Here is a 21,833-nt window from a genome sequence, read left to right as displayed (position 1 = left end):
GTCTGTCAGCCCTTCGATCCACGGTTGCGACGGCCGCCCCAGCGGGCGGACGGCAGGGTCTTGCCGATGACGACGGTGCGCGCGGGCGCGGGCTCGTCCTGCTCCCGTCCCTTGCGGCCGATCGCCCGCCGGACGCCGTAGCCGAACGCGGCCACCTTGACCAGCGGACCGCCGAAGGCGGTGGAGACGGTCGAGGAGAGCGCGGAGGCGTTGGAGGTGACCTCCTGGACGTCGGAGGCGATCGAGTCCACCCGGGCGAGCTGGGTGTTGGCCTCGCGCACGGTCGCGGACGCCTCGCTGAGCAGCGGAACCGCCTGGTCGGTGACCTCCGCCAGCAGCCTGGTGGCCGCCTTGAGCGTCTGGGCCAGCCTCACCAGCGCCAGGGCGAGGAAGGACACCAGGATCGCCCAGAAGACGGCCACGAGGATCCCGGCCACCTCTCCACCGGACACGTCGCACCGCTCCCTGTCGCCGCTCGTCGTCGTTGTTCGTGCTCGTTCGTGATGGTTGTGCTCGTCGTTCGTCGCCCGCCGCTCTCGGGCGGTATCCGGGCGCGGGCGGCAGGTATCGACCTTATCGCGCCGCGGACGCGCACCCGAAACGGATAACGGCCGCCGGGCCCGCTCCCGGGCCCGCCATCGGACAAGCCCGCGGGTTCCCCGTCGACCGGCGTCGAGGGGAACCCGCGGGCTTGGCTGGGTACTGCGCGCTCCGCCGAATCAGCGGGCGTAGTACTCGACGACGAGCTGCTCGTCGCAGATGACCGGGATCTCCTTGCGGTTGGGGTCCCGGTCGAGGCGGAAGGCGAGCGCCATCAGGTTGACCTGGAGGTAGCGCGGGGTCTCGCCGTCGGGGGCGTAACCACCCTCGCGCGCCACCTGGAAGGGGTGCTTGTCGCGGCTGCGCTCGCGGACCATCACCACGTCGTCCGGGCGGACCCGGAAGGACGGCTTGTCGACCTTGCGGCCGTTGACCTCGATGTGGCCGTGGGTGACCATCTGGCGGGCCTGGTAGATGGTGCGGGCGATGCCCGACCGCAGCACGAGCGCGTCCAGACGGCGCTCGAGCTCGATGACCAGAGCCTCGCCCGTCTTGCCGCCGGCCTTCCGAGCGCGGTCATAGGCACGGGCCATCTGGCGCTCGCTGATGTCGTACTGGGCGCGCAGACGCTGCTTCTCCAGCAGCCGGACCTTGTAGTCACTGGTCTGCTTGCGGCCACGGCCGTGCTCGCCCGGCGGATACGGGCGGGCCTCGAAGTACTTGACGGCCTTCGGGGTCAGAGCGATGCCCAGCGCCCGCGACTTCTTGACCTTGGGACGCGACTGGTTCACGGGGAACGAACCTCCATGTAAGTTAGGTGAGCCTTACCTTAGCCGAGGAGAACGCATGTTTCGACCTGGGATCCCCCTGCCCAGCACTGGTCAGAGCCCCGAGGAGGGTCAGCCGCGTCCCATGGAAGACGCCCTGCGGCCATCGGCGGCAGAGCGCGTACGTACTCTCGTTGAATCCAAGGCTACGGCTTCGTTGACGATTCCCGGAATCGAGGCCCTGGATGACCTGGGGGCCGACTGTCCGGCCGCCCGGACGGTCGCTCCGGACGGAGATGTGCTGCTGCTGGTTCCCAGCGGCTCCCCCGCCGCCCGGGCCGCCGCACACGCCCAGGACGACGAGCTGACCTGCGTGATGGAGATCACCGATGTCGCCCCGGTCGCGATGCCCCAGCGGATCCGCGGCCGCGCCTGGGTGGCCGGCTGGCTCACCCCCGTCCCCTGCGGTGAGCGCACGCGCACCGCGGCGGCGCTGCTGGCCGAGCGGCATCCGGTGGGCGAGCTGCTCGGCTTCGACCAGGCACCGCGACCCCGGCGGTCCGGTGAGCCGGCCACCGGCGTGGGGCCCGCCGGACGAGCCGCCTGGACGCTGCTGCGGCTGGAGGTCGGCGAGGCGTGCGTGGACGACCTGTGGGGCGCGGACGGCGTCGAGCCGGACGACTTCACGACCGCCGACCCCGATCCGCTCGTGCGGCACGAGGCCGATCTGCTCCAGCATCTGCACGCCGCCCACAGCGAGCAGATGCGCGGGCTGTGCGCCCTGCTCGGCGACCGCTCCGACGTGGTCTGCACCCGGGGCGCGGCCACCCCGGTGGCGCTGGACCGCTTCGGTCTGCGGGTGCGCTTCACGGACGAGGCGGACCGGCCGTTCGACGCGCGCTTCGACTTCCCCGGTCCGGTGCGGAACGTGACCGAGCTGCGGTACGCGATGCACGCCCTGTTCGACGCGGCCACGAGCTGAGCCCGCGAGTGACGGGCTGAGTCCGCGGGTGGGGGTGATCGGCGCGGGTGCGGCGGCCGCCGGCCAGGCCGCTACGACGTTACGACGAGGCCGGGGCCGGACCGTCGGCGGACGGCGGCGGGTCGCCCCGCAGCCGCGCCCGCACCCGCTCCACCACATCCGCGTACCGCGCCTCGGCGCCGTACCGCGTGGGCTCGTAGTACCGCTTGCCGTGGATCTTGTCCGGTGCGTACTGCTGCGCCGCGATCCCGCCCGGCAGATCGTGCGGGTAGAGATAGCCCTGTGCGTGGCCGAGCTTCTTGGCGCCCTGGTAGTGGCCGTCGCGCAGATGCGGTGGCACCGGCCCTGCCAGGCCCGCCCGCACATCCGCCAGCGCCGCGCCGATCGCCGTGGTCGCGGCGTTCGACTTGGGCGCGAGCGCCAGGGCGATCGTCGCATGGCTCAGGGTGAGCGCGGCCTCCGGGAAGCCGATCAGGGCGACCGCCTGCGCCGCGGCCACGGCGGTGGGCAGGGCGGTCGGATCGGCGAGGCCGATGTCCTCGCTCGCCGAGATCATCAGCCGGCGGGCGATGAACCGCGGGTCCTCCCCCGCCTCGATCATCCGGGCCAGATAGTGCAGCGCGGCGTCCACATCCGAGCCGCGGATGGACTTGATGAGGGCACTGGCCACGTCGTAGTGCTGGTCGCCCGCGCGGTCGTACTTCACCGCGGCCCGGTCGACCGCCTCCTCAAGCGAGGTGAGGGTGACCTCGGCCTCGCCCTTGTCCAGGGCCGCCCCGGCACCCGCCTCCAGCGCGGTGAGCGCCCGCCGGGCGTCGCCGCCCGCTATGCGCAGCAGATGCGCCTCGGCGTCCTCGGGGAGGGTGACCGCTCCGCCGAGCCCGCGCTCGTCGGTGAGCGCGCGCCCCAGCAGCCCGCGCAGATCGTCGTCGGTCAGCGGCTCCAGGGTGAGCAGCAGCGAGCGGGAGAGCAGCGGGGAGATCACGGAGAAGTACGGATTCTCGGTGGTGGCCGCGATCAGCGTCACCCAGCGGTTCTCCACGGCGGGCAGCAGCGAGTCCTGCTGGGCCTTGCTGAAGCGGTGGATCTCGTCCAGGAAGAGGACGGTGTCCCGCCCGTAGGCCCCGGAGGAGCGGCGCGCGCCGTCGATGACGGCCCGGACCTCCTTGACCCCCGCGGTGATGGCCGACAGCTCGACAAAGCGCTTCTGGGTGGCCTGGCTGACCACATACGCCAGCGTCGTCTTGCCGATACCCGGCGGGCCCCACAGGATCACCGACGACGGCCCGGCCGGACCGCCGCCGCCCTCGCCCACGAGCCGGCGCAGCGGCGATCCGGGGCGCAGCAGATGCTGCTGGCCCACGACCTCGTCGAGGGTGCGCGGGCGCATCCGCACGGCCAGCGGGCTGCTGGCCGGATCCTTCTCCTGGCGGTCCTCTGCGGCGGCGGTGAACAGGTCTGGCTCCACGACGGGAAGCCTATGCCAACCCTCCGACAACGCCGCCGGGCCCAGCGTTCGGCAAGTGCGGGCTTCAGCCCTGAGCGCCCGTCCAGAAGTCCCACCAGCGGGTCAGGATCAGCATCCCGATGACCCCGATCCACATCACCGGGACCACCCAGTGGAACTCCATGAGCCCGCGCCGGAGCCCGTCGGGGGCGGGAAGGTATCCGTGCTTGAGGTTGTGGCCGGTGACGTAGCAGAACATCACGATGGTGGCGACCCAGGCGAGGCAGCACCACAGGCACAGCGAGCCGATGACGTACAGCGACTCGTACTGGAGCCAGGTCACGAAGCCGACGCCGAAGAGCGTGCCCGCGTTGAAGGTCAGCCAGTACCAGCGCGGGAAGCGCGCCCCGGTCAGCAGGGACATGCCGACGCAGATGACGATGCCGTAGGCGACCAGGCCGAGCATCGGGTTCGGGAAGCCGAACGCGTGCGCCTGGTCGCTCTCCATGATGTTGCCGCAGGAGACGACGGGGTTGAGGCTGCAACCGGGCGTGAAGACCTTACCGTCGGCCTTGTACTCGAGGATCTTGTTCTTGTCGATCGTGATGACCCAGGCCGCGAGGAGCCCCAGCGCACCGGTGATCACGAGCAGCAGGGCGAAGACGCGACTGCCCCCCGTCCCGGTCCGCACGCCCTCCCGCGCCTCGCCGGACTCCACGTCGTCCATCACTGTCGTCGCCATACTCGCCGTCCGTCGCTCTCCACCGTGTCCAGCCCCGTCGGGCACGGCCATTGTGCCGCACCCGCCCCCGCCGTACGGCCCGCTTATCCAGGCCATGCCATGGTGCCCTGTCCCCCGTTCGGAGGACATAAGACGGGCTTCCCGGTCGTCCCCGGGACGGGCGCGGCACCGTCGCGCTCAGGGGATATGGCGGACGAAACCCACGGTGGAGATCCTCCAGGGCCGTCGGAGCCGGGACCCGGGAGAGGTCACGGTGCTGGGCCGGGACCCCGTCTGCGGGGACGGGAATGGCGTTCCCGGATCGGCACCGTTTGGCGGGATGAATCCGCCCCGGCCGAGTTGACGGTGCGGCGGCTGCGGTAGGGCCGGACAAGACGAAAGGGGGCCCGGGGAATCCCCGGGCCCCTCTTCGAGCTTCGCTCAGGCGAGGCGCGAGTGGATCGCCTCGACCACCTCGGCCAGGGGCACCGGCGCCTGCTCGCCGGACTCCATGTCCTTGAGCTGGACCACGTCCTCGGCGAGGTCGCGCTCGCCCGCCACGATCGCGTAGCGCGCACCGCTGCGGTTGGCCGCCTTCATCGCGGCCTTGAGGCCCTTGCCGCCGTAGGCGAAGTCCGTTGCGACACCCGCCGTACGGAGCTCGCCGACCACGCCGAAGAGGACCTTCCTGGCCTCCTCCCCGAGCGGCACCGCGAAGACGCTGACGGCGTCGGGGAGGTTCAGCTCGATGCCCTCGGCCTCCAGCGCCAGCACCGTACGGTCGACGCCGAGCGCCCAGCCCACCGAGGGGAGCGCCGGGCCGCCGATCATCTCGGACAGCCCGTCGTAGCGGCCGCCGCCGCCGACCGCGGACTGCGAGCCCAGCCCGTCGTGGACGAACTCGAAGGTGGTGCGGGTGTAGTAGTCCAGGCCGCGCACCAGCTTCGCGTCGTCCTCGAAGACCACGCCGCGCGCGGTGATCAGCTCGCGCACCTCCGCGTGGTACGCCTTGCACTCCTCGCACAGGTAGTCGCGCAGCAGCGGGGCGCCGGTCAACTGCTCGCGCACCGCCTCGCGCTTGTCGTCCAGCACCCGCAGCGGGTTGATCTCGACGCGCGCCCGGGTGTCCTCGTCCAGGTCGAGGCCGCGCAGGAAGTCCTGGAGGGCGGCCCGGTAGACGGGGCGGCAGGTGGCGTCGCCCAGCGAGTTCAGCAGGATGCGGAAGTCGCGCAGCCCCAGCGAGCGGTAGGCGTCGTGGGCCAGGATGATCAGCTCGGCGTCCAGGGCCGGGTCCTCGGCGCCGATCGCCTCCGCGCCGACCTGCGAGAAGTGGCGGTAGCGGCCCTTCTGCGGGCGCTCGTAGCGGTAGTAAGAGCCCGAGTACCAGAGCTTGACCGGCAGGGATCCGGCCTTGTGCAGATTGGCCTCCAGGGCGGCGCGCAGCACCGAGGCGGTGCCCTCGGGGCGCAGCGCGAGCTCGTCGCCGCCCTTGGTGGTGAGGGTGTACATCTCCTTGGTCACGATGTCGGTGGACTCGCCGACGCCGCGCGCGAACAACTCCACGTTCTCGAAACCGGGGGTCTCGACATAGCCGTAGCCGGAGCGCTTGAGCGGTGCGGCGATCGCCTCGCGCACCGCCAGGTACGCCGCGGAGGCCGGCGGGATCAGGTCATACGTGCCCCGGGGGGCTTTGAAGGTGCTCAACGGAAGTCTCTCGTCACATTCCTCGTCGCGGAGCCGGGCGCTGCGCGCCGTCTCCCAGGCCGGCGGCCACCTCGCGCAGATACGGGTTGGTGGCGCGCTCACGGCCGATGCTGGTCTGGGGGCCATGGCCGGACAGCACCACGGTCGAGTCGTCGAGCGGCAGGACCACACGGGCCAGCGACTCGAGTATCTCGGCGTGGTCGCCGCCGGGCAGATCGGTGCGTCCGATGGAGCCGGCGAAGAGCAGATCGCCCGCGAAGAAGACGGACGGGACGTCCGCCTGCTCGGGCATCCGGAAGGTCACCGACCCCTTGGTATGGCCCGGGGCGTGCGCGACGGTGAGGTCGAGACCGGCCAGCTTCAGCTCGGCGCCGTCGGCCAGCTCCCTGACGTCGTCCGGCTCGCCCACGGTCAGCTCGCCCATCAGCGGCATGCCGATGGAGCGCCCGAACGCCTTCTCGGGGTCGCTCATCATGTAGCGGTCGGACGGGTGGATCCAGGCCGGTACGTCATGCGCGCCGCAGACCGGGACGACCGAGGCGACATGGTCGATATGGCCGTGGGTGAGGACGACGGCGACGGGCTTGAGCCGGTGCTTGGCAACCGCCTCCGCGACGCCTTGGGCCGCCTGATGGCCCGGGTCGATGATCACGCACTCCTCACCGGCGGCGGGGGCGACCAGATAGCAATTGGTCCCCCAGGCCCCGGCGGGGAACCCGGCAATGAGCACGATCGTCCTTAGAAGTCGTCCGGTGGAAGATTGTCGGCGGCTTCAGAGCCTACCGGCGGCGCCCCCACCACAGCGAACCCGTATACGGTACGGCCGAGCCCTCACGCACAACAGCAGGACACTGACGGCACACGCCTTGAGGAGACGACCCGGTGGTCAGTAACGAGCAGCGGCGGCGGCAACTCGCCCGGGAGAAGTACCTTCGCCAGCAGCAGCGGCGCGAATCCGCCCGGCACAAGACGCGCCAGCGCAATGTCGTGATCGCCGCCGTACTGGCCGTGGTCCTGGCCGGTGGCGGTGCCATCGCGGCCACGGGCGCGCTGTCCGGGAGCGACAAGGACAAGACGAAGGACGACGCCGCGGCGTCCGGCACCCCCTCGGCCGCCCCCACCAGCAAGGCGCCGGACCCCTGTGCCAAGGAGGCGAAGGCGGTCGCGGGCAAGAAGCCGAAGAAGCTGTCGTGGAAGAAGGAGCCGGCGCTCACGGTCGACAAGTCGGCCTCGTACACGATGAAGCTGGAGACGACCTGCGGGGACATCTCCGTGGCCATGGACGCCGGCAAGGCGCCGCACACGGTCAACTCCTTCAGCTTCCTGGCGGGCGAGGGCTACTTCGACCACACCAAGTGCCACCGGCTGGTGAACTCGGGGATCTACGTGCTTCAGTGCGGTGATCCGCAGGGCACCGGCGCGGGCGGCCCCGGCTACACCCTCCCGGACGAGAACCTGAAGGACCCCTCGATCAAGGGCGGCAAGTACCCGGCCGGGACCGTCGCCATGGCCAACCAGTACAACCCGCAGACCAAACAGGGCAAGAACACCGGCGGCAGCCAGTTCTTCCTGGTCTACAAGGAGAGCCAGCTCCCGCCGTACTACACGCCCTTCGGCAAGGTGGACGAGGCGGGGATGAAGGTCCTGAAGAAGATCGCCGACGCCGGGGCCGGAGCCCCGGACCAGACGATGAACACCGCCCCCAACGCCAGCGTCGTGATCAACAAGGCGACGGTCGGCAAGTCCTGAGGTCGCCGACGCGCGTACTGCGAAATTTCGGTCGCGCAGGATACGGACAGCCGGGGCACCGGTCGCCTATGTTGGCGTTGTGTAGGGTGCCTGCCCCGGAGGCCGCCACCCTGCCGTGAGACCGGCCAGGGCGCATCCCGGCCGGAAGAAACTGTGGACGATGCCGGCGGGCCGCGCGCCCGCCCCGGCATCATGTGGAGGAGGCGCTGTGAGCAGCGAGCCTTGGGGCCGCGTCGACGAGGCGGGGACCGTATACGTGCGTACGGCCGACGGTGAGCAGGTCGTCGGATCGTGGCAGGCGGGATCGCCGGAAGAGGCCCTCGCCTACTTCGAGCGCAAGTACGACGGTCTGGTCGTCGAGATCGGTCTCCTCGAGCGCCGGGTCAAGACCACCGATCTGTCGGCCAAGGACGCGACGGCGGCCATCGACCACATCCGGCACCAGGTCGACGAGCATCATGTGGTCGGCGATCTGGAAGCGCTGAAGAAGCGGCTCGACAAGCTCGCCGGGGACGTCGAGGCCCGCCGCGAGCAGCGCAAGGCGGCCAAGGCGGTCCAGGCCGACGAGGCCCGCAGGGCCAAGGAGGACCTGGTCGCCGAGGCCGAGCAGTTGGCCGCCAGCGAGCAGTGGCGGGCGGCCGGGGAGCGGCTGCGCGCCCTGGTGGACACCTGGAAGGGCCTGCCGCGCCTGGACCGCAAGACGGACGACGAGCTGTGGCACCGCTTCTCGCACGCCCGCTCGGCGTTCTCCAAGCGCCGCAAGGCGCATTTCGCGGCCCTGGACGCACAGCGCGAGGAGGCCCGGCAGACCAAGGAGAAGCTGGTCGCCGAGGCCGAGGCGCTCTCCGGCTCCACCGACTGGGGTCCGACCGCGGCCCGGTACCGGGAGCTGATGGCGGACTGGAAGGCCGCGGGCCGTGCGCAGCGCGAGGCCGAGGAGGACCTGTGGAACCGCTTCCGCGGTGCGCAGGACATCTTCTTCCAGGGACGCAGCGAGGTCTTCGCGGAGCGCGACGCCGAGCAGCGGGAGAATCTCACCCGTAAGGAGGAGCTCGTCGTCGAGGCCGAGAAGCTGCTGCCGATCTCGGACCTCAAGGCGGCCCGCGCGGCCTTCCGCTCGGTCAACGAGCGGTGGGAGGCCGTCGGCCATGTGCCGAGGGACGCTCGGGCCCGGATCGAGGGCCGGATCCACGCGGTGGAGCGCGCCATCCAGGAAGCCGAGGAGGCGGAGTGGCGGCGCACCAACCCCGAGGCGCGGGCGCGTGCCCAGGGGCTCACCGGGCAGCTTCAGGACGCCGTCGACAAGCTGCGTACGCAGATCGACGCGGCCCGCGCGGCGGGGAACAACGCGAAGGCCGACAAGCTCTCCAAGGAGTTGGAGGGCCGGCAGGCGCTGCTGGACCAGGCGCTGAAGGGTCTCCAGGAGTTCGGCGGCTGATGTTCCGCTGATCCGGCCGATACGACGGCGGCGGCCCCCGGTGCGAAGGCGCCGGGGGCCGCCGTTGTCGTGTGGTCGGCGGGCGCGGGTTCTCAGCGGGCGCGGGCCGAGGTGACCCGGTAGACGTCGTAGACGCCCTCGACGCCCCGTACGGCCTTCAGGACGTGGCCCAGGTGCTTGGGGTCGCCCATCTCGAAGGTGAAGCGCGAGGTGGCCACCCGGTCGCGGGAGGTCTGCACGGCCGCCGAGAGGATGTTGACGTGCTGGTCGGACAGGACGCGGGTGACGTCCGACAGCAGCCGGGACCGGTCCAGCGCCTCGACCTGGATGGCGACCAGGAAGACCGACGACTGGGTGGGTGCCCATTCGACGTCGAGGATGCGCTCGGGCTGCTGGGAGAGCGAGTCCACGTTGACACAGTCGGCGCGGTGCACGGAGACGCCGCTGCCGCGGGTGACGAAGCCGATGATGGGGTCGCCGGGGACCGGCGTACAGCAGCGGGCCAGCTTGACCCACACATCCTCGACGCCCTTGACCACGACGCCCGGATCGGCGCTGGAGCGGCGCTTGGTGCGGCGGATGGGCGGGGCGGTCTCGGCGATGTCCTCGTTGGCCGCCTCCTCGCCGCCGAGCGCCTGGACGAGCTTTTGCACCACGTTCTGCGCGGAGACATGGCCCTCGCCGATGGCCGCGTAGAGCGCGGAGATGTCGGGGTAGCGCATCTCATGGGCGAGGGTGACCAGCGAGTCTCCGGTCAGGATCCGCTGGATGGGCAGGTTCTGCTTGCGCATCGCCCGGACGATCGCGTCCTTGCCCTGTTCGATGGCCTCGTCGCGGCGCTCCTTGGAGAACCAGGCGCGGATCTTGTTACGGGCGCGGGGCGACTTGACGAAGCCCAGCCAGTCGCGGGACGGTCCGGCGCCCGCCGCCTTGGAGGTGAAGACCTCCACCAGATCGCCGTTGTCGAGGGTCGACTCCAGGGGCACCAGCCGCCCGTTGACCCGTGCCCCGATGGTGCGGTGGCCGACCTCGGTGTGCACGGCGTAGGCGAAGTCGACCGGGGTGGCACCGGCCGGAAGCGCTATGACGTCGCCCTTGGGCGTGAAGACGAAGACCTCGTTGCGGGACAGGTCGAAGCGCAGGGACTCCAGGAATTCGCCCGGGTCCTCGGTCTCCTTCTGCCAGTCCAGAAGCTGCCGCAACCACGCCATGTCGTTGATGGCGTCGTCCTTGCCCGCCTTACGGGGCACATCGGTGCGCACCTTGGAGGCGCCGGCCACCGCCTCCTGCTTGTACTTCCAGTGCGCGGCGATGCCGTACTCGGCGCGGCGGTGCATGTCGAAGGTGCGGATCTGAAGCTCGACCGGCTTGCCGCTGGGCCCGATGACCGTCGTGTGCAGCGACTGGTACATGTTGAACTTGGGCATCGCGATGTAGTCCTTGAACCGCCCGGGCACCGGGTTCCACCGCGCGTGGATGGTCCCCAGCGCCGCGTAGCAGTCGCGGACGGTGTCGACGAGCACCCGGATGCCCACCAGGTCGTAGATCTCGGCGAAGTCCCGGCCGCGCACGATCATCTTCTGGTAGACGGAGTAGTAGTGCTTCGGTCGGCCGGTGACGGTCGCCTTGATCCGGGCCGCCCGCAGATCGCCCTGGACCTGGTCGGTGACGACGGCCAGGTACTCGTCGCGCTTGGGGGCCCGCTCGGCGACCAGCCGCACGATCTCGTCGTACATCTTGGGGTAGAGGATCGCGAAGGCGAGGTCCTCCAGCTCCCATTTGATGGTGTTCATGCCCAGGCGGTGGGCGAGCGGGGCGTAGATCTCGAGGGTCTCGCGGGCCTTCTTCTCCTGCTTCTCCCGCTTGAGGTAGCGCATGGTGCGCATGTTGTGCAGCCGGTCGGCCAGCTTGATGACCAGCACCCGGGGGTCCCGGGCCATGGCGACGACCATCTTGCGCACGGTCTCGGCCTGGGCCGCCTCGCCGAACTTGACCTTGTCCAGCTTGGTGACGCCGTCGACGAGCAGCGCGACCTGATCGCCGAAGTCCCGGCGCAGGGTGTCCAGGCCGTATTCGGTGTCCTCGACGGTGTCATGCAGGAGCCCGGCCATCAAAGTGGCCGGATCCATACCCAGCTCGGCCAGGATCGTGGTCACCGCGAGGGGGTGGGTGATGTACGGATCGCCGCTCTTGCGCTTCTGCCCGCGGTGCCAGCGCTCGGCCACCTGGTACGCGCGCTCGATCTGGCGCAGCGTCGAGGCTTCCGCCTTGGGGTCGTTGGCGCGCACGATCCGCAGCAGCGGCTCCAGCACCGGGTTGTACGGGCTGGAGCGCTGGACGCCCAGGCGCGCCAGGCGGGCCCGGACGCGGTTGGAGGAGCCGGAGCGGGGCGCGGGGCTCTGTACGGGGCGCGCGGGGGGCGTGGTGGCGGGCAGGTTGCTGGAGCGGCCCGCGGCGGGCTTCGGGCTCGTCTGCTCGGGGCCGCGCCGGACCGGGCTGTCGCCGCTGTTCCTGGGCACGCCGGAGGCCGCCGTCGGCTCGGCGGCGGTGGGCGCGTCCGGCTGTGCGGAGGGGGTTCCGCCCGGACGGACTTTGGGCGAGAGCGGCTGGGCCTCGTCTGGCAAGAGCACTCCTCAAGCGGTCCGGACCTCGAAAGGTCAGACTGCCATGGTATCGATCCCGCCACTCCGCTTGCCTGCCGACTGCCAAGCCGGGCATGACGGGGCCATGTGGCGGCATGACGGGGGCATGTGGCGGCATGGCGGAGGGCGGGGACCGGTGGTGCGCGGTCCCCGCCCTCCGGCGGTCTTCTCGGCCCGGTGTGCGGGCCTCGGCCCGGTGTGCGGGCCTCGGCCCGGCCTGCGGGCCCGTGATCCGGCTCAGACCGTGATCAGGGCCTCCAGCGGGGCGCTGTCCAGCGCGGCCAGCAGACGGCCGCGGCCGTCGAGGAAGCCGAGCTCCAGCAGCACGGCGACCCCGGCGATCTGGGCGCCGGCCCGCCGGATGAGCCGCAGGGACGCCTCGGCGGTGCCGCCGGTGGCCAGTACGTCGTCGATCACCAGGACCCGGTCGCCGGGCTCCAGCGCGTCGGCGTGTATCTCGATCTCGGCGGTGCCGTACTCCAGCTCGTACGCCTGGCCGAGCGTCGCCCCGGGGAGCTTGCCGGCCTTGCGGACCGGTACGAAGCCGATTCCGGCGCGGACGGCGGCCGGGGCGGCGAGGATGAAGCCGCGTGCCTCCAGGCCCACCACCTTGTCCGCCCGGTGCCGGACGCACAGCTCGGCGAGGGCTTCGGTGAGCGCGCCGAAGGCGGTGGCGTCGGCGAGCAGCGGGGTGATGTCCTTGAACATCACGCCCGGCTGGGGGTAGTCCGGCACGTCCTGGATCCGGCTGAGCAGCAGGGTGCGCAGCTCCTCGGCGGCGGCCGCGCCGAATCCGTCGGGCCTGCCGTCGGGACTGTCCGCCGCGGTCCGCGTCGTCTCGGTCATCGTCGGGCTCCCCCGCTCATCGCCGCTTGCCCGACGGGCGGCCGCGCCCCCGGTTACGGGCGGCGGGCTGGCGGCGCTGGCCGACGACCCCGGCGGGCGCCGCGGCGGCGTCCTCCAGGTCGGGGGCGTCCTCCTCGTCGGACGACGACCCGGCGGCCTCGGCCTTGGCGGCCGCGGCACGCTTGGCCTTGACCCGCTTGGCCAGGGCCTTCATCTTCGGGTCGCGCTCCTTGAGATCGGCGACCAGCGGGGTCGCGATGAAGATCGAGGAGTACGCACCGGCGGCGAGGCCGACGAAGAGCGCCAGGGAGATGTCGTTGAGCATGCCCGCGCCGAGCAGACCGCCACCGATGAACAGCAGCGCGCCGACCGGCAGCAGCGCCACGATCGTGGTGTTGATGGACCGCACCAGGGTCGAGTTGAGGCTGCGGTTGGCGATTTCGCTGTAGGTGAAGCGGGTCTGCTTGGTGAGGTCCTTCGACGCTTCCTTGAGACCGTCGAAGACCACGACGGTGTCGTAGAGCGAATAACCGAGGATGGTCAGCAGACCGATCACGGTGCCCGGGGTGACCTCGAAGCCGACCAGTGCGTAGACACCGACGGTGATGGTGAGGTCGTGGATCAGGGCGATCAGGGCGGCCAGCGCCATCCGCCATTCGAAGGCGATGGCGAGATAGATCACCACCAGCACCATGAAGATCGCCAGACCCTGCCATGCCTTGCTGGCGATCTGCTCGCCCCAGCTCGGACCGACCAACTGAGTGTCGATCTTGCTGGTCTTGACGCCCAGCTCCTTGGCGAGGTTCTCCTGGACCGGCAGGGCCTCCTTGGTGCCCAGCTCGCTGATCTGGATGCGCAGGCCGCCCCGGCCGAGCTCCTGGACCACGACGGTGTGACCACCGGACGCGTCCTCCGCCGTCTTGCGCAGGTCGGAGGCCGAGACCTTGGTGTTCGGAGTGGTGAAGACCGCGCCGCCGGAGAACTCGATGCCCATGTTCAGGCCGCGCACCGCCAGGCCCACGATGGCCGTGATGGTGATCAGTATCGAGATGCCGTACCAGATCTTCCGCTTGCCGACGAAGTCGTAGCCGACCTCGCCTCGGTAGAGCCTGGCGCCGAGAGTGCCGAGTCGCGACATCTCACGCCTCCTTAGTGTCGGCGGGGCCGGGGGCGGCGGAACGGCGACGGCGCAGCGGCGGCGTGACCCCGAGGCGCTTGGGGTCCAGTCCGGACCACGAATGGCCGTTCCCGAAGAACGGGCGGCGGGCGAGGATCGTCATCAGCGGCTTGGTGAAGAGGAACACCACGGCGACGTCGAGCAGCGTGGTGAGCCCCAGGGTGAAGGCGAAGCCCTGCACCTTGCCGACGGTGACGATGTAGAGCACCGCGGCGGCCAGGAACGACACGAAGTCCGACACCAGGATGGTGCGCCGGGCCCGCGGCCAGCCGCGCTCGACGGCGGGGCGCAGCGAGCGGCCCTCCCGGATCTCGTCGCGGATCCGTTCGAAGTAGACGATGAACGAGTCGGCGGTGATACCGATGGCCACGATCGCACCGCAGACCGCCGGCAGGTTCAGCGCGAAGCCGATGCCCGGGCCGAGCAGCACCATGATCGTGTAGGTCAGGATCGCGGAGACGCCGAGGCTGGCCATGGCCACGAGGGCGAGACCGCGGTAGTAGACGACCAGGTAGATCACGACGAGCGCGAGGCCGATGGCACCGGCGATCAGACCGGCGTCGAGCTGCTCACCGCCGAGCGCGGCGGAGACGGTGGTCTCGTCCGCGATGTCGAAGGACAGCGGGAGCGCACCGTAGGACAGCACGTTGGCCAGGTCCTCGGAACTCTGCTGGGTGAAGCCACCGGAGATGGTGGCCCGGCCGCCGGTGATGGCGCCCTGGGTGACCTCGGGGTCGGAGACGACCTCGCCGTCCAGAACGATCGCGAAGCGGTTCTGCGGGGACTGCTTGGTGGTGAGCTCGCCGGTGGTCTTGGCGAACTTCTTGGAGCCCTTGCCGTTGAAGTCGAGCTGGACGATCCAGCCCGCTCCGTTCTGGCTCTCGAAGACCGCGGAGGCGTCGTCCACGTCGGTGCCCTCGACCTCGGAGGGGCCGAGGACGAACTTGGAGTCGCCCTTCTCGCTGCACGCCAGCACGGGGTCGCTCGGCTTGGCGTTGGCCGCCCTGTCGGCGGCCGCGGCGCGGGCGGCCGGCTTGGTGCAGTCCAGGGCCGCGAACTGCTTGGCCAGCTTCTGCTGGGCGGCGGAGACGGGCGGGGTCTTGGACGGGTCGGGCTTCGGGGTGTTCGACGGCGAGGGGGTCTCGCTGGGCTTCTTGTCGGCCTTCAGCCCCTCGGAGAGGGCCCGCCCCTGGGTGCTGGGACTGGCGGAGGAGGAAGCCGACGAGGAGCCCGACGGCTTGCCGCCCTTGTCGTCACCCTTGCCGCCGGCGGTGGCCGACGGGCTGGGGGTGGAGCTGGGGTCGGGGGTCTTCTGGCCGCTGGTGGTCGTGGTCACCGGCCGGAAGTAGAGTTGGGCGGTGGTGCCGACCTGCTGCCGGGCCTGCTTCGCGTTCGTCCCCTTGGGGATGTTCACGATGATGTGCTTCGCGCCCTGCGTCTGGACCTCGGCCTCGGACACGCCCAGACCGTTGACCCGCCGCTCGATGATGCTCACGGCGGTGTTCATATTGTCCGTGTTGATCGCGTTGGGCTTGCCCGGTTGGTTCTTGGCCTCCAGCGTGAAGCTGGTGCCGCCCGCGAGATCGATACCCAGTCGCGGCGTGGTGTGACCGGAGACGAACATGCCTCCGGTCAGCGCCACGATGGCGATCAGGATGACCGCCAAGGCGCGCCCGGGCCTGCCCTGTGACCCGGAGGACCTGCGGCCCTTCTTCGGTGCTGCCACCTTCTCGTATCTCCCTGTCCAACCGCCCCGCATCGGGTGTGCGCGGAGCGGCCACGAAGTCTTGTGGGGACGAGCCCCCGCCGGAGCCTAGACCGTTCAGGGAACCGCGGCGCACCAAGCGGGGGCGCGCCGCGGTTTCCCGTATGACGGACTTACTTCGCGTCGGTGCCGCCGTCCCGCTTCTCGTCCTCGGAAGTGCTCGCCGTCGTGGCGTCCGCCGCGGCGTCGTCCTTGCCGAGGTCGATCTTCTTGACGTCCGTCTTCCCGGCCTTCTCGTCCGCCTCGTCGGCCGCGTCGGCCGCGTCGGCCTTGTCGGCGGAGGAGTCGCCATCACCGGCGTCGGCGGCCTCGGTCAGCGAGGAGGCGTCGTCGGGAACGACAGGGGTGTCGGCGGCGTCGACGTCCTCGTCGGGCTCGATGCCGTGCACGATGCGGTTGTACTCGGCGTCCTCCAGGACGGCTCCCACCGCGTTCTTCGCGTAGATCGCGTGCACGCCGGGGGCCACCTCGAGGAGGACCGTCTCGTCGTGGACCTCCTTGACCGTCGCGTACATGCCGCCAATGGTCCGCACGCCGGTGCCCGGGTGCATGTCATTGCGCATCTGCTGGGCCTGGCGCTGCTTGTTCTTGGCCGAACGAGTCATCAGGAACATGGCCCCGATGAGCACGATGAACGGCAGGAGAGTTACGGGATTCACGGGACGGAAATTCCTTCACACGACCGCCGGGGGGCGGCCTGGTCTACGGGGGTGGGTATACCGCACAGTGAGCGGACGGCATACGGACGGCATCGGCGGAGTCTAAGCGAGCCCACGCCAATGGAACAACGCCCGGCGCGGTACCGGGGTTCCTGACCCCGCCATTATTGGTCCTCTACGCCATGATGCCGGGTTAAGCGGGCGCTTATGCCTCGGCATGGCCCCTCATGCGTCGAAGAGCCCCGTCTGGCCGCCGCCGGATGGCTGCGGCGGCGGGGTCAGCCCCAGATGGGCCCAGGCCGCCGGGGTGCCGATCCGCCCCCGGGGCGTACGGGCCAGCAGCCCCTCCCGGACCAGGAAGGGCTCGGCGACCTCCTCGACCGTCTCACGCTCCTCCCCCACGGCGACCGCCAGGGTCGACAGCCCCACCGGGCCGCCGCCGAACAGCTTGAGCAGGGCGCTGAGCACCGCCCGGTCCAGCCGGTCCAGACCGCGCTCGTCCACGTCGTACACGGCGAGGGCGCTGGCGGCGATCTCGCGCGTGATCACGCCGTCGGCCTTGACCTGGGCGTAGTCGCGAACCCGGCGCAGCAGCCGGTTGGCGATCCGGGGGGTGCCGCGGGAGCGGCCCGCGATCTCGGCGGCGCCCTCGGCCTCGATGGTCACATCGAGCAGCCCGGCGGAGCGGTGGATGACCCGCTCCAGCTCGGCCGGGGCGTAGAACTCCATATGGCCGGTGAAGCCGAAGCGGTCGCGCAGCGGGGGCGGCAGCAGCCCGGCCCGGGTGGTGGCGCCGACCAGCGTGAACGGCGGCAGCTCCAGTGGGATGGCGGTGGCCCCGGGCCCCTTGCCGACGATGACGTCGACGCGGAAGTCCTCCATCGCCATGTACAGCATTTCCTCGGCGGGCCGGGACATCCGGTGGATCTCGTCCAGGAAGAGCACCTCGCCCTCGGCGAGGGAGGAGAGGATCGCGGCCAGATCGCCGGCGTGCTGGATGGCGGGGCCCGAGGTGATCCGGATCGGGGCGGCCATCTCGGCGGCGATGATCATGGAGAGGGTGGTCTTGCCCAGTCCGGGCGCGCCGGAGAGCAGCACATGGTCGGCGGTGCCGCCGCGCTGCCGGGCCGCCTTGAGCACCAGGTCCAGTTGCTCGCGCACCCGCTCCTGCCCGACGAACTCGCCGAGGTCCTTCGGGCGCAGCGCGGCCTCCACCGCCTGGTCGTCGCCGTCGGCGTCGGCGCCCACCAGCCTGCCGCCCGGGCCGGGCGGGGCGTCGTCGGCGGTGGCCGATGGGGTCTCGTCCCAGTTCACTGCGTTTCGCCTCGCGATGTCGTCTGGAGTGGTGCCGCCGGTCGCGGCCGGCCGCGGCCGCGGTGGCTCACCGTGTGCGGTTCAGGGTCTGAAGAGCGGCCCGCAGCAACTGCGCCACCTGGGGCTTGCCGCCCGCGGCCACCGCCTCCTCGGCCTGCGGGGTGACGGCGGCCACCGCCTCGTCGGCCTCCCGGGTGGCGTAGCCGAGGCCGACCAGCGCGGTGTGCAGTTGGTCGCTCCAGCCGGGGGCGGCCGCGGAGCGGGCGCTGGGCACGGCGGAGCCGAGCGGCTCGCCGAGCCGGTCCTTCAGCTCCAGCAGCAGCCGCTGCGCCCCCTTCTTACCGATGCCGGGGACGGCGGTGAGCGCCTTCTCGTCCCCGGTGGACACCGCGAGCCGCAGCGCGTCCGGGGAGTGCACCGCCAGCATGGCCTGGGCCAGCCGGGGGCCGACCCCGCTGGCGGTCTGGAGCAGCTCGAAGACCTGGCGCTCGTCGTCGTCGGCGAAGCCGTAGAGGGTCAGCGAATCCTCACGGACGACGAGGGAGGTGGCCAGCCGGGACTGCTGGCCGACGCGCAGCCCGGCCAGGGTGGCGGGGGTGCACTGGAGCGCCATCCCGATCCCGCCGACCTCGATCACGGCGGTGTCCGGGGCGACGGCCGCCACCGGACCGGAGACGAACGCGATCATGAGATACGGCCTTTCGTGGTGCGCGCGGTGCTCGTGGGGCGGGCGGGACTCGTCGTGGGGGCCTGATTCGCGGTGCGGGCGCTATTCGTGGTGCGGGCGCTATTCGTGGTGCGGGCGCTATTCGTGGTGCGGTGGGCGGCGACGGCCTGCTGGAGGCGGTTGGTCGCGGGGGCCCGCCAGATATGGCAGATGGCGAGCGCCAGGGCGTCCGCCGCGTCGGCCGGTTTGGGCGGTGCGTCCAGCCGCAGCAGCCGGGTCACCATCGAGCCGACCTGCGCCTTGTCGGCCCGCCCGGAGCCGGTCACGGCCGCCTTGACCTCGCTGGGGGTGTGCAGCGCGACCGGGAGCCCGCGGCGGGCCGCGCACAGCATGGCGACGGCGCTGGCCTGGGCGGTGCCCATGACGGTGCGCACATTGTGCTGGCTGAACACCCGCTCCACGGCGACGAATTCGGGCCGGTGAGCGTCCAGCCACTCCTCTATGCCGCGCTCGATGAGGACGAGCCGGTCGCCGATCGCGAGATCCGCCCCGGTCCGGACGACGCCCACGCCGAGCATCCGCAGCGGGCGGCCCGCGACCCCCTCGACCACGCCGACGCCGCACCGGGTCAGCCCCGGGTCCACGCCCAGCACCCGCACCGCGCCCCTCCCCTCACCGCTGCTTCGGTCACCTGTTCTTGCAGGCTAGCGGCTGCCGCCGACAACACCGGCGCGGACAACGCCGACGGGCCGGTGGGGTGGTGCCCCGCCGGCCCGTCGGCTTGGCCGAAGGCGTTGACCGCCGTGCCGATCCGCCCTCAGGCGTCCACCTTGGCCATGACCTCGTCGGAGACGTCGAAGTTGGCGAAGACGTTCTGCACGTCGTCGCTGTCCTCCAGAGCGTCGATCAGCTTGAAGATCTTGCGCGCGGCGTCTTCCTCGAGCTCGACCTGCATCGTGGGCACGAAGTTGGCATCGGCCGAGTCGTAGTCGATGCCCGCCTCCTGAAGGGCGGTACGGACCGCGACCAGGTCGGTGGCCTCGCTGATCACCTCGAAGGACTCACCGAGGTCGTTGACCTCCTCGGCGCCCGCGTCCAGGACCGCGCCCAGCACGTCGTCCTCGCCGAGCTCGCCCTTGGGGACGATGACGACGCCCTTACGGTTGAACAGATACGACACGGAGCCCGGGTCGGCCATCGAACCGCCGTTGCGCGTCATCGCGACGCGGACATCGGAGGCCGCGCGGTTGCGGTTGTCGGTCAGGCACTCGATGAGCACGGCCACGCCGTTGGGCCCGTAGCCCTCGTACATGATCGTCTCGTACTCGGCGCCACCGGCCTCGAGACCTGCACCGCGCTTGACCGCACTGTCGATGTTCTTGTTCGGAACCGACTGCTTCTTCGCCTTCTGGATGGCGTCGAAGAGCGTCGGGTTGCCCTCCGGGTCGGAACCGCCCATCCGGGCCGCGACCTCGATGTTCTTGATCAGCTTCGCGAAGAGCTTGCCGCGCTTGGCATCGATCACGGCCTTCTTGTGCTTCGTCGTAGCCCATTTAGAGTGGCCGGACATCCGCCTGTCTCCTTCGCGTTACCCAATGCTGTACCAACGCCTGAGATCCTACCGGGATCGCCTCAGCCCGCGGCGCGGACCAGATCCACGAAGAGCTTGTGCACCCGGTGGTCACCCGTCAGCTCGGGGTGGAACGAGGTCGCCAGGACATTGCCCTGCCGGACGGCGACGGTGTGCCCGTCGAACGTCGCGAGCACCTCGGCTCCACCGCCCACGGACTCGACCCACGGCGCGCGGATGAAGACCCCCTCGACCGGGCCGCCCTCGATGCCCTCGATGTCGACCCGGGCCTCGAAGGACTCGTTCTGACGGCCGAAGGCGTTGCGGCGCACGATCATGTCGATGCCGCCGATGGTCTCCTGGTCGTCCCGGCCGTCGAGGATCTTGTCCGCGAGCATGATCATGCCCGCGCACGTACCGTACACCGGCATTCCGGCCCGGACCCGCTCGCGCAGCGGCTCCAACAGTCCGAAGATGACCGCCAGCTTGGACATGGTGGTCGACTCGCCACCCGGGATCACCAGGGCCGCGACCTCGGCGAGCTCCTCGGGGCGGCGGACCTGCCGGGCCGTGGCACCGGCAGCGGTGAGCGCGGCGAAATGCTCGCGGACATCGCCCTGGAGGGCGAGCACACCGATCACGGGCGCGTCGGGCGCGGACTCGGTCGGCGGGGAAGCAGTGGACGACGTAGTCACGGAAGCGAAGACCTCTCGAACGTCAGGAGCACCACGCGCCGGGCCGGGACGCCGGGCGCGTGGTGCCATGTGGTGCCGTACGGGCGCCGGTTACCAGCCGCGGCTGGCGTAGCGCTCGGACTCGGGGAGGGTGTCGCAGTTGATGCCGACCATGGCCTCGCCGAGGTCCCGGGACGCGTCCGCGATGACCTTGGGGTCGTCGTAGAAGGTGGTGGCCTTCACGATCGCGGCGGCGCGCTTGGCGGGGTCGCCCGACTTGAAGATGCCGGAGCCCACGAAGACGCCCTCGGCGCCGAGCTGGCGCATCAGGGCTGCGTCGGCCGGGGTGGCGACACCGCCGGCGGAGAACAGCACGACCGGCAGCTTGCCGGTCTGCGCGATCTCGGCGACCAGCTCGTACGGGGCGCGGATCTCCTTGGCGGCCGCGTACAGCTCATGGTTGTCCAGGCCGCGCAGGCGGGCGATCTCGCCCTTGATCTGGCGCAGGTGGCGGACCGCCTCGACGACGTTGCCGGTACCGGCCTCGCCCTTGGAACGGATCATGGCCGCACCCTCGGCGATCCGGCGCAGCGCCTCGCCCAGGTTGGTGGCTCCGCAGACGAACGGGGTGGTGAAGGACCACTTGTCGCTGTGGTTGACCTCGTCGGCCGGGGTGAGGACCTCGGACTCGTCGATGTAGTCGACGCCGAGCGCCTGGAGCACCTGCGCCTCGACGAAGTGGCCGATCCGCGACTTGGCCATGACCGGGATGGAGACGGCGCCGATGATGCCCTCGATCATGTCCGGGTCGGACATCCGGGCCACACCGCCGTCCTTACGGATGTCGGCCGGCACCCGCTCGAGTGCCATGACCGCGACGGCACCGGCGTCCTCGGCGATCTTGGCCTGCTCGGGGGTGACGACGTCCATGATCACGCCACCCTTGAGCTGCTCGGCCATACCGCGCTTGACGCGGGCGGTGCCGGTCGCGGGGGCGTCGGAGTTGGGCGTGCTGGCGGGCGTGATGGACACGGTTTGACCTCACTCGATAATGAAAAGTGCGATGAGCCCATCGTAGGGCCGTTCGATACCGGAACATGACCCGGCCATCTGGTCCAGGTCGCGAGCGTGTGTGCTACACGAATGACAAAAGCGGCTCGGGCCGGGGCAC

General features: G+C 70.8%; 20 protein-coding genes and 1 pseudogene. 4 read left to right on the top strand and 17 right to left on the bottom strand.

The window, feature by feature from the left end; translation table 11 throughout:
* Positions 1-5 precede the first annotated feature (5 nt).
* Both ACK1X7_RS39210 and rpsD read right to left on the bottom strand, forming a co-directional pair.
* On the bottom strand, positions 6-452 hold the full coding sequence (locus ACK1X7_RS39210; protein ID WP_385145785.1) for a DUF948 domain-containing protein: 447 nt from the start codon (positions 450-452) through the stop codon (positions 6-8).
* Between the two features lie 267 nt (positions 453-719).
* A complete protein-coding gene (gene rpsD / locus ACK1X7_RS39205; RefSeq protein WP_059146792.1) occupies positions 720-1,331 on the bottom strand; it encodes a 30S ribosomal protein S4 in 612 nt (203 codons plus the stop codon).
* A 55-nt stretch (positions 1,332-1,386) separates the two neighbouring features.
* On the opposite strand from rpsD, the gene ACK1X7_RS39200 reads away from it, so the two are divergent.
* Positions 1,387-2,289, top strand: a complete 903-nt coding sequence (locus tag ACK1X7_RS39200; protein WP_390793505.1) for a DUF2470 domain-containing protein — start codon at positions 1,387-1,389, stop codon at positions 2,287-2,289.
* Between the two features lie 79 nt (positions 2,290-2,368).
* Here ACK1X7_RS39200 and ACK1X7_RS39195 read toward each other — a convergent pair whose 3' ends face one another.
* Positions 2,369-3,757, bottom strand: coding sequence for a replication-associated recombination protein A (locus ACK1X7_RS39195; protein WP_383148815.1), 1,389 nt, complete (start codon positions 3,755-3,757; stop codon positions 2,369-2,371).
* Between the two features lie 64 nt (positions 3,758-3,821).
* A complete protein-coding gene (locus ACK1X7_RS39190) occupies positions 3,822-4,478 on the bottom strand; it encodes a vitamin K epoxide reductase family protein (protein ID WP_385145781.1) in 657 nt (218 codons plus the stop codon).
* A gap of 202 nt (positions 4,479-4,680) precedes the next feature.
* On the opposite strand from ACK1X7_RS39190, the pseudogene ACK1X7_RS39185 reads away from it, so the two are divergent.
* Positions 4,681-4,826 (top strand): annotated as a pseudogene (locus ACK1X7_RS39185) (ABC transporter ATP-binding protein); the annotation flags it as partial.
* A gap of 72 nt (positions 4,827-4,898) precedes the next feature.
* On the opposite strand, the gene hisS reads toward ACK1X7_RS39185, so the two are convergent.
* Positions 4,899-6,161 (bottom strand): histidine--tRNA ligase, encoded by a 1,263-nt coding sequence (hisS, locus tag ACK1X7_RS39180; RefSeq protein WP_382955263.1) that lies wholly within the window; start codon positions 6,159-6,161, stop codon positions 4,899-4,901.
* A gap of 13 nt (positions 6,162-6,174) precedes the next feature.
* On the bottom strand, positions 6,175-6,891 hold the full coding sequence (locus ACK1X7_RS39175; protein ID WP_216343847.1) for an MBL fold metallo-hydrolase: 717 nt from the start codon (positions 6,889-6,891) through the stop codon (positions 6,175-6,177).
* A gap of 152 nt (positions 6,892-7,043) precedes the next feature.
* On the opposite strand from ACK1X7_RS39175, the gene ACK1X7_RS39170 reads away from it, so the two are divergent.
* Positions 7,044-7,910, top strand: a complete 867-nt coding sequence (locus ACK1X7_RS39170; RefSeq protein ID WP_385145777.1) for a peptidylprolyl isomerase — start codon at positions 7,044-7,046, stop codon at positions 7,908-7,910.
* 208 nt (positions 7,911-8,118) lie between these two features.
* Complete coding sequence (locus ACK1X7_RS39165) at positions 8,119-9,348, top strand: DUF349 domain-containing protein (protein ID WP_216343849.1); 1,230 nt, start codon at positions 8,119-8,121, stop codon at positions 9,346-9,348.
* 92 nt (positions 9,349-9,440) lie between these two features.
* On the opposite strand, the gene ACK1X7_RS39160 is transcribed toward ACK1X7_RS39165, so the two are convergent.
* The 11 genes from ACK1X7_RS39160 to pdxS form a co-directional block, all read right to left on the bottom strand.
* Entirely contained in the window at positions 9,441-11,972 is a 2,532-nt protein-coding gene (locus ACK1X7_RS39160) for a RelA/SpoT family protein (protein WP_385158204.1), read from the bottom strand.
* 255 nt (positions 11,973-12,227) lie between these two features.
* On the bottom strand, positions 12,228-12,836 hold the full coding sequence (locus ACK1X7_RS39155) for an adenine phosphoribosyltransferase (RefSeq protein WP_385158202.1): 609 nt from the start codon (positions 12,834-12,836) through the stop codon (positions 12,228-12,230).
* Positions 12,837-12,852: 16 nt separating this feature from the next.
* The gene (secF, locus tag ACK1X7_RS39150) at positions 12,853-13,974 is read right to left on the bottom strand and encodes a protein translocase subunit SecF (RefSeq protein WP_390793508.1); all 1,122 of its coding nucleotides are present in this window, start codon (positions 13,972-13,974) and stop codon (positions 12,853-12,855) included.
* 1 nt (position 13,975) lies between these two features.
* Positions 13,976-15,739: a protein translocase subunit SecD gene (gene secD, locus ACK1X7_RS39145; protein ID WP_413116388.1), complete on the bottom strand. Its 1,764-nt coding sequence runs from the start codon at positions 15,737-15,739 to the stop codon at positions 13,976-13,978.
* 152 nt (positions 15,740-15,891) lie between these two features.
* Positions 15,892-16,437 (bottom strand): preprotein translocase subunit YajC, encoded by a 546-nt coding sequence (gene yajC / locus ACK1X7_RS39140; protein ID WP_385149528.1) that lies wholly within the window; start codon positions 16,435-16,437, stop codon positions 15,892-15,894.
* Between the two features lie 225 nt (positions 16,438-16,662).
* Positions 16,663-17,751 (bottom strand): Holliday junction branch migration DNA helicase RuvB, encoded by a 1,089-nt coding sequence (ruvB, locus tag ACK1X7_RS39135; RefSeq protein WP_382955276.1) that lies wholly within the window; start codon positions 17,749-17,751, stop codon positions 16,663-16,665.
* A 67-nt stretch (positions 17,752-17,818) separates the two neighbouring features.
* The gene (gene ruvA / locus ACK1X7_RS39130) at positions 17,819-18,439 is read right to left on the bottom strand and encodes a Holliday junction branch migration protein RuvA (RefSeq protein ID WP_385149525.1); all 621 of its coding nucleotides are present in this window, start codon (positions 18,437-18,439) and stop codon (positions 17,819-17,821) included.
* Positions 18,436-19,077 carry a crossover junction endodeoxyribonuclease RuvC gene (gene ruvC / locus ACK1X7_RS39125; RefSeq protein WP_413116387.1) on the bottom strand — a complete coding sequence of 214 codons (642 nt, stop codon included), beginning with the start codon at positions 19,075-19,077 and terminating at the stop codon, positions 18,436-18,438. Before ruvC ends, ruvA begins: the two co-directional genes overlap by 4 nt.
* 158 nt (positions 19,078-19,235) lie before the next feature.
* Complete coding sequence (locus ACK1X7_RS39120) at positions 19,236-19,988, bottom strand: YebC/PmpR family DNA-binding transcriptional regulator (RefSeq protein WP_216343857.1); 753 nt, start codon at positions 19,986-19,988, stop codon at positions 19,236-19,238.
* Between the two features lie 62 nt (positions 19,989-20,050).
* Positions 20,051-20,683 carry a pyridoxal 5'-phosphate synthase glutaminase subunit PdxT gene (gene pdxT / locus ACK1X7_RS39115; protein WP_385149518.1) on the bottom strand — a complete coding sequence of 211 codons (633 nt, stop codon included), beginning with the start codon at positions 20,681-20,683 and terminating at the stop codon, positions 20,051-20,053.
* Positions 20,684-20,773: 90 nt separating this feature from the next.
* Entirely contained in the window at positions 20,774-21,694 is a 921-nt protein-coding gene (gene pdxS / locus ACK1X7_RS39110; protein WP_385149515.1) for a pyridoxal 5'-phosphate synthase lyase subunit PdxS, read from the bottom strand.
* Between the last annotated feature and the right edge of the window lie 139 nt (positions 21,695-21,833).

The sequence above is a fragment of the Streptomyces sp. CY-1 genome (assembly GCF_047218265.1).
Classification (GTDB): domain Bacteria; phylum Actinomycetota; class Actinomycetes; order Streptomycetales; family Streptomycetaceae; genus Streptomyces; species Streptomyces niphimycinicus.
The sequence above is the reverse complement of the archived record's forward strand: the minus strand, read 5'-3'. Positions and strand labels throughout refer to the sequence as shown.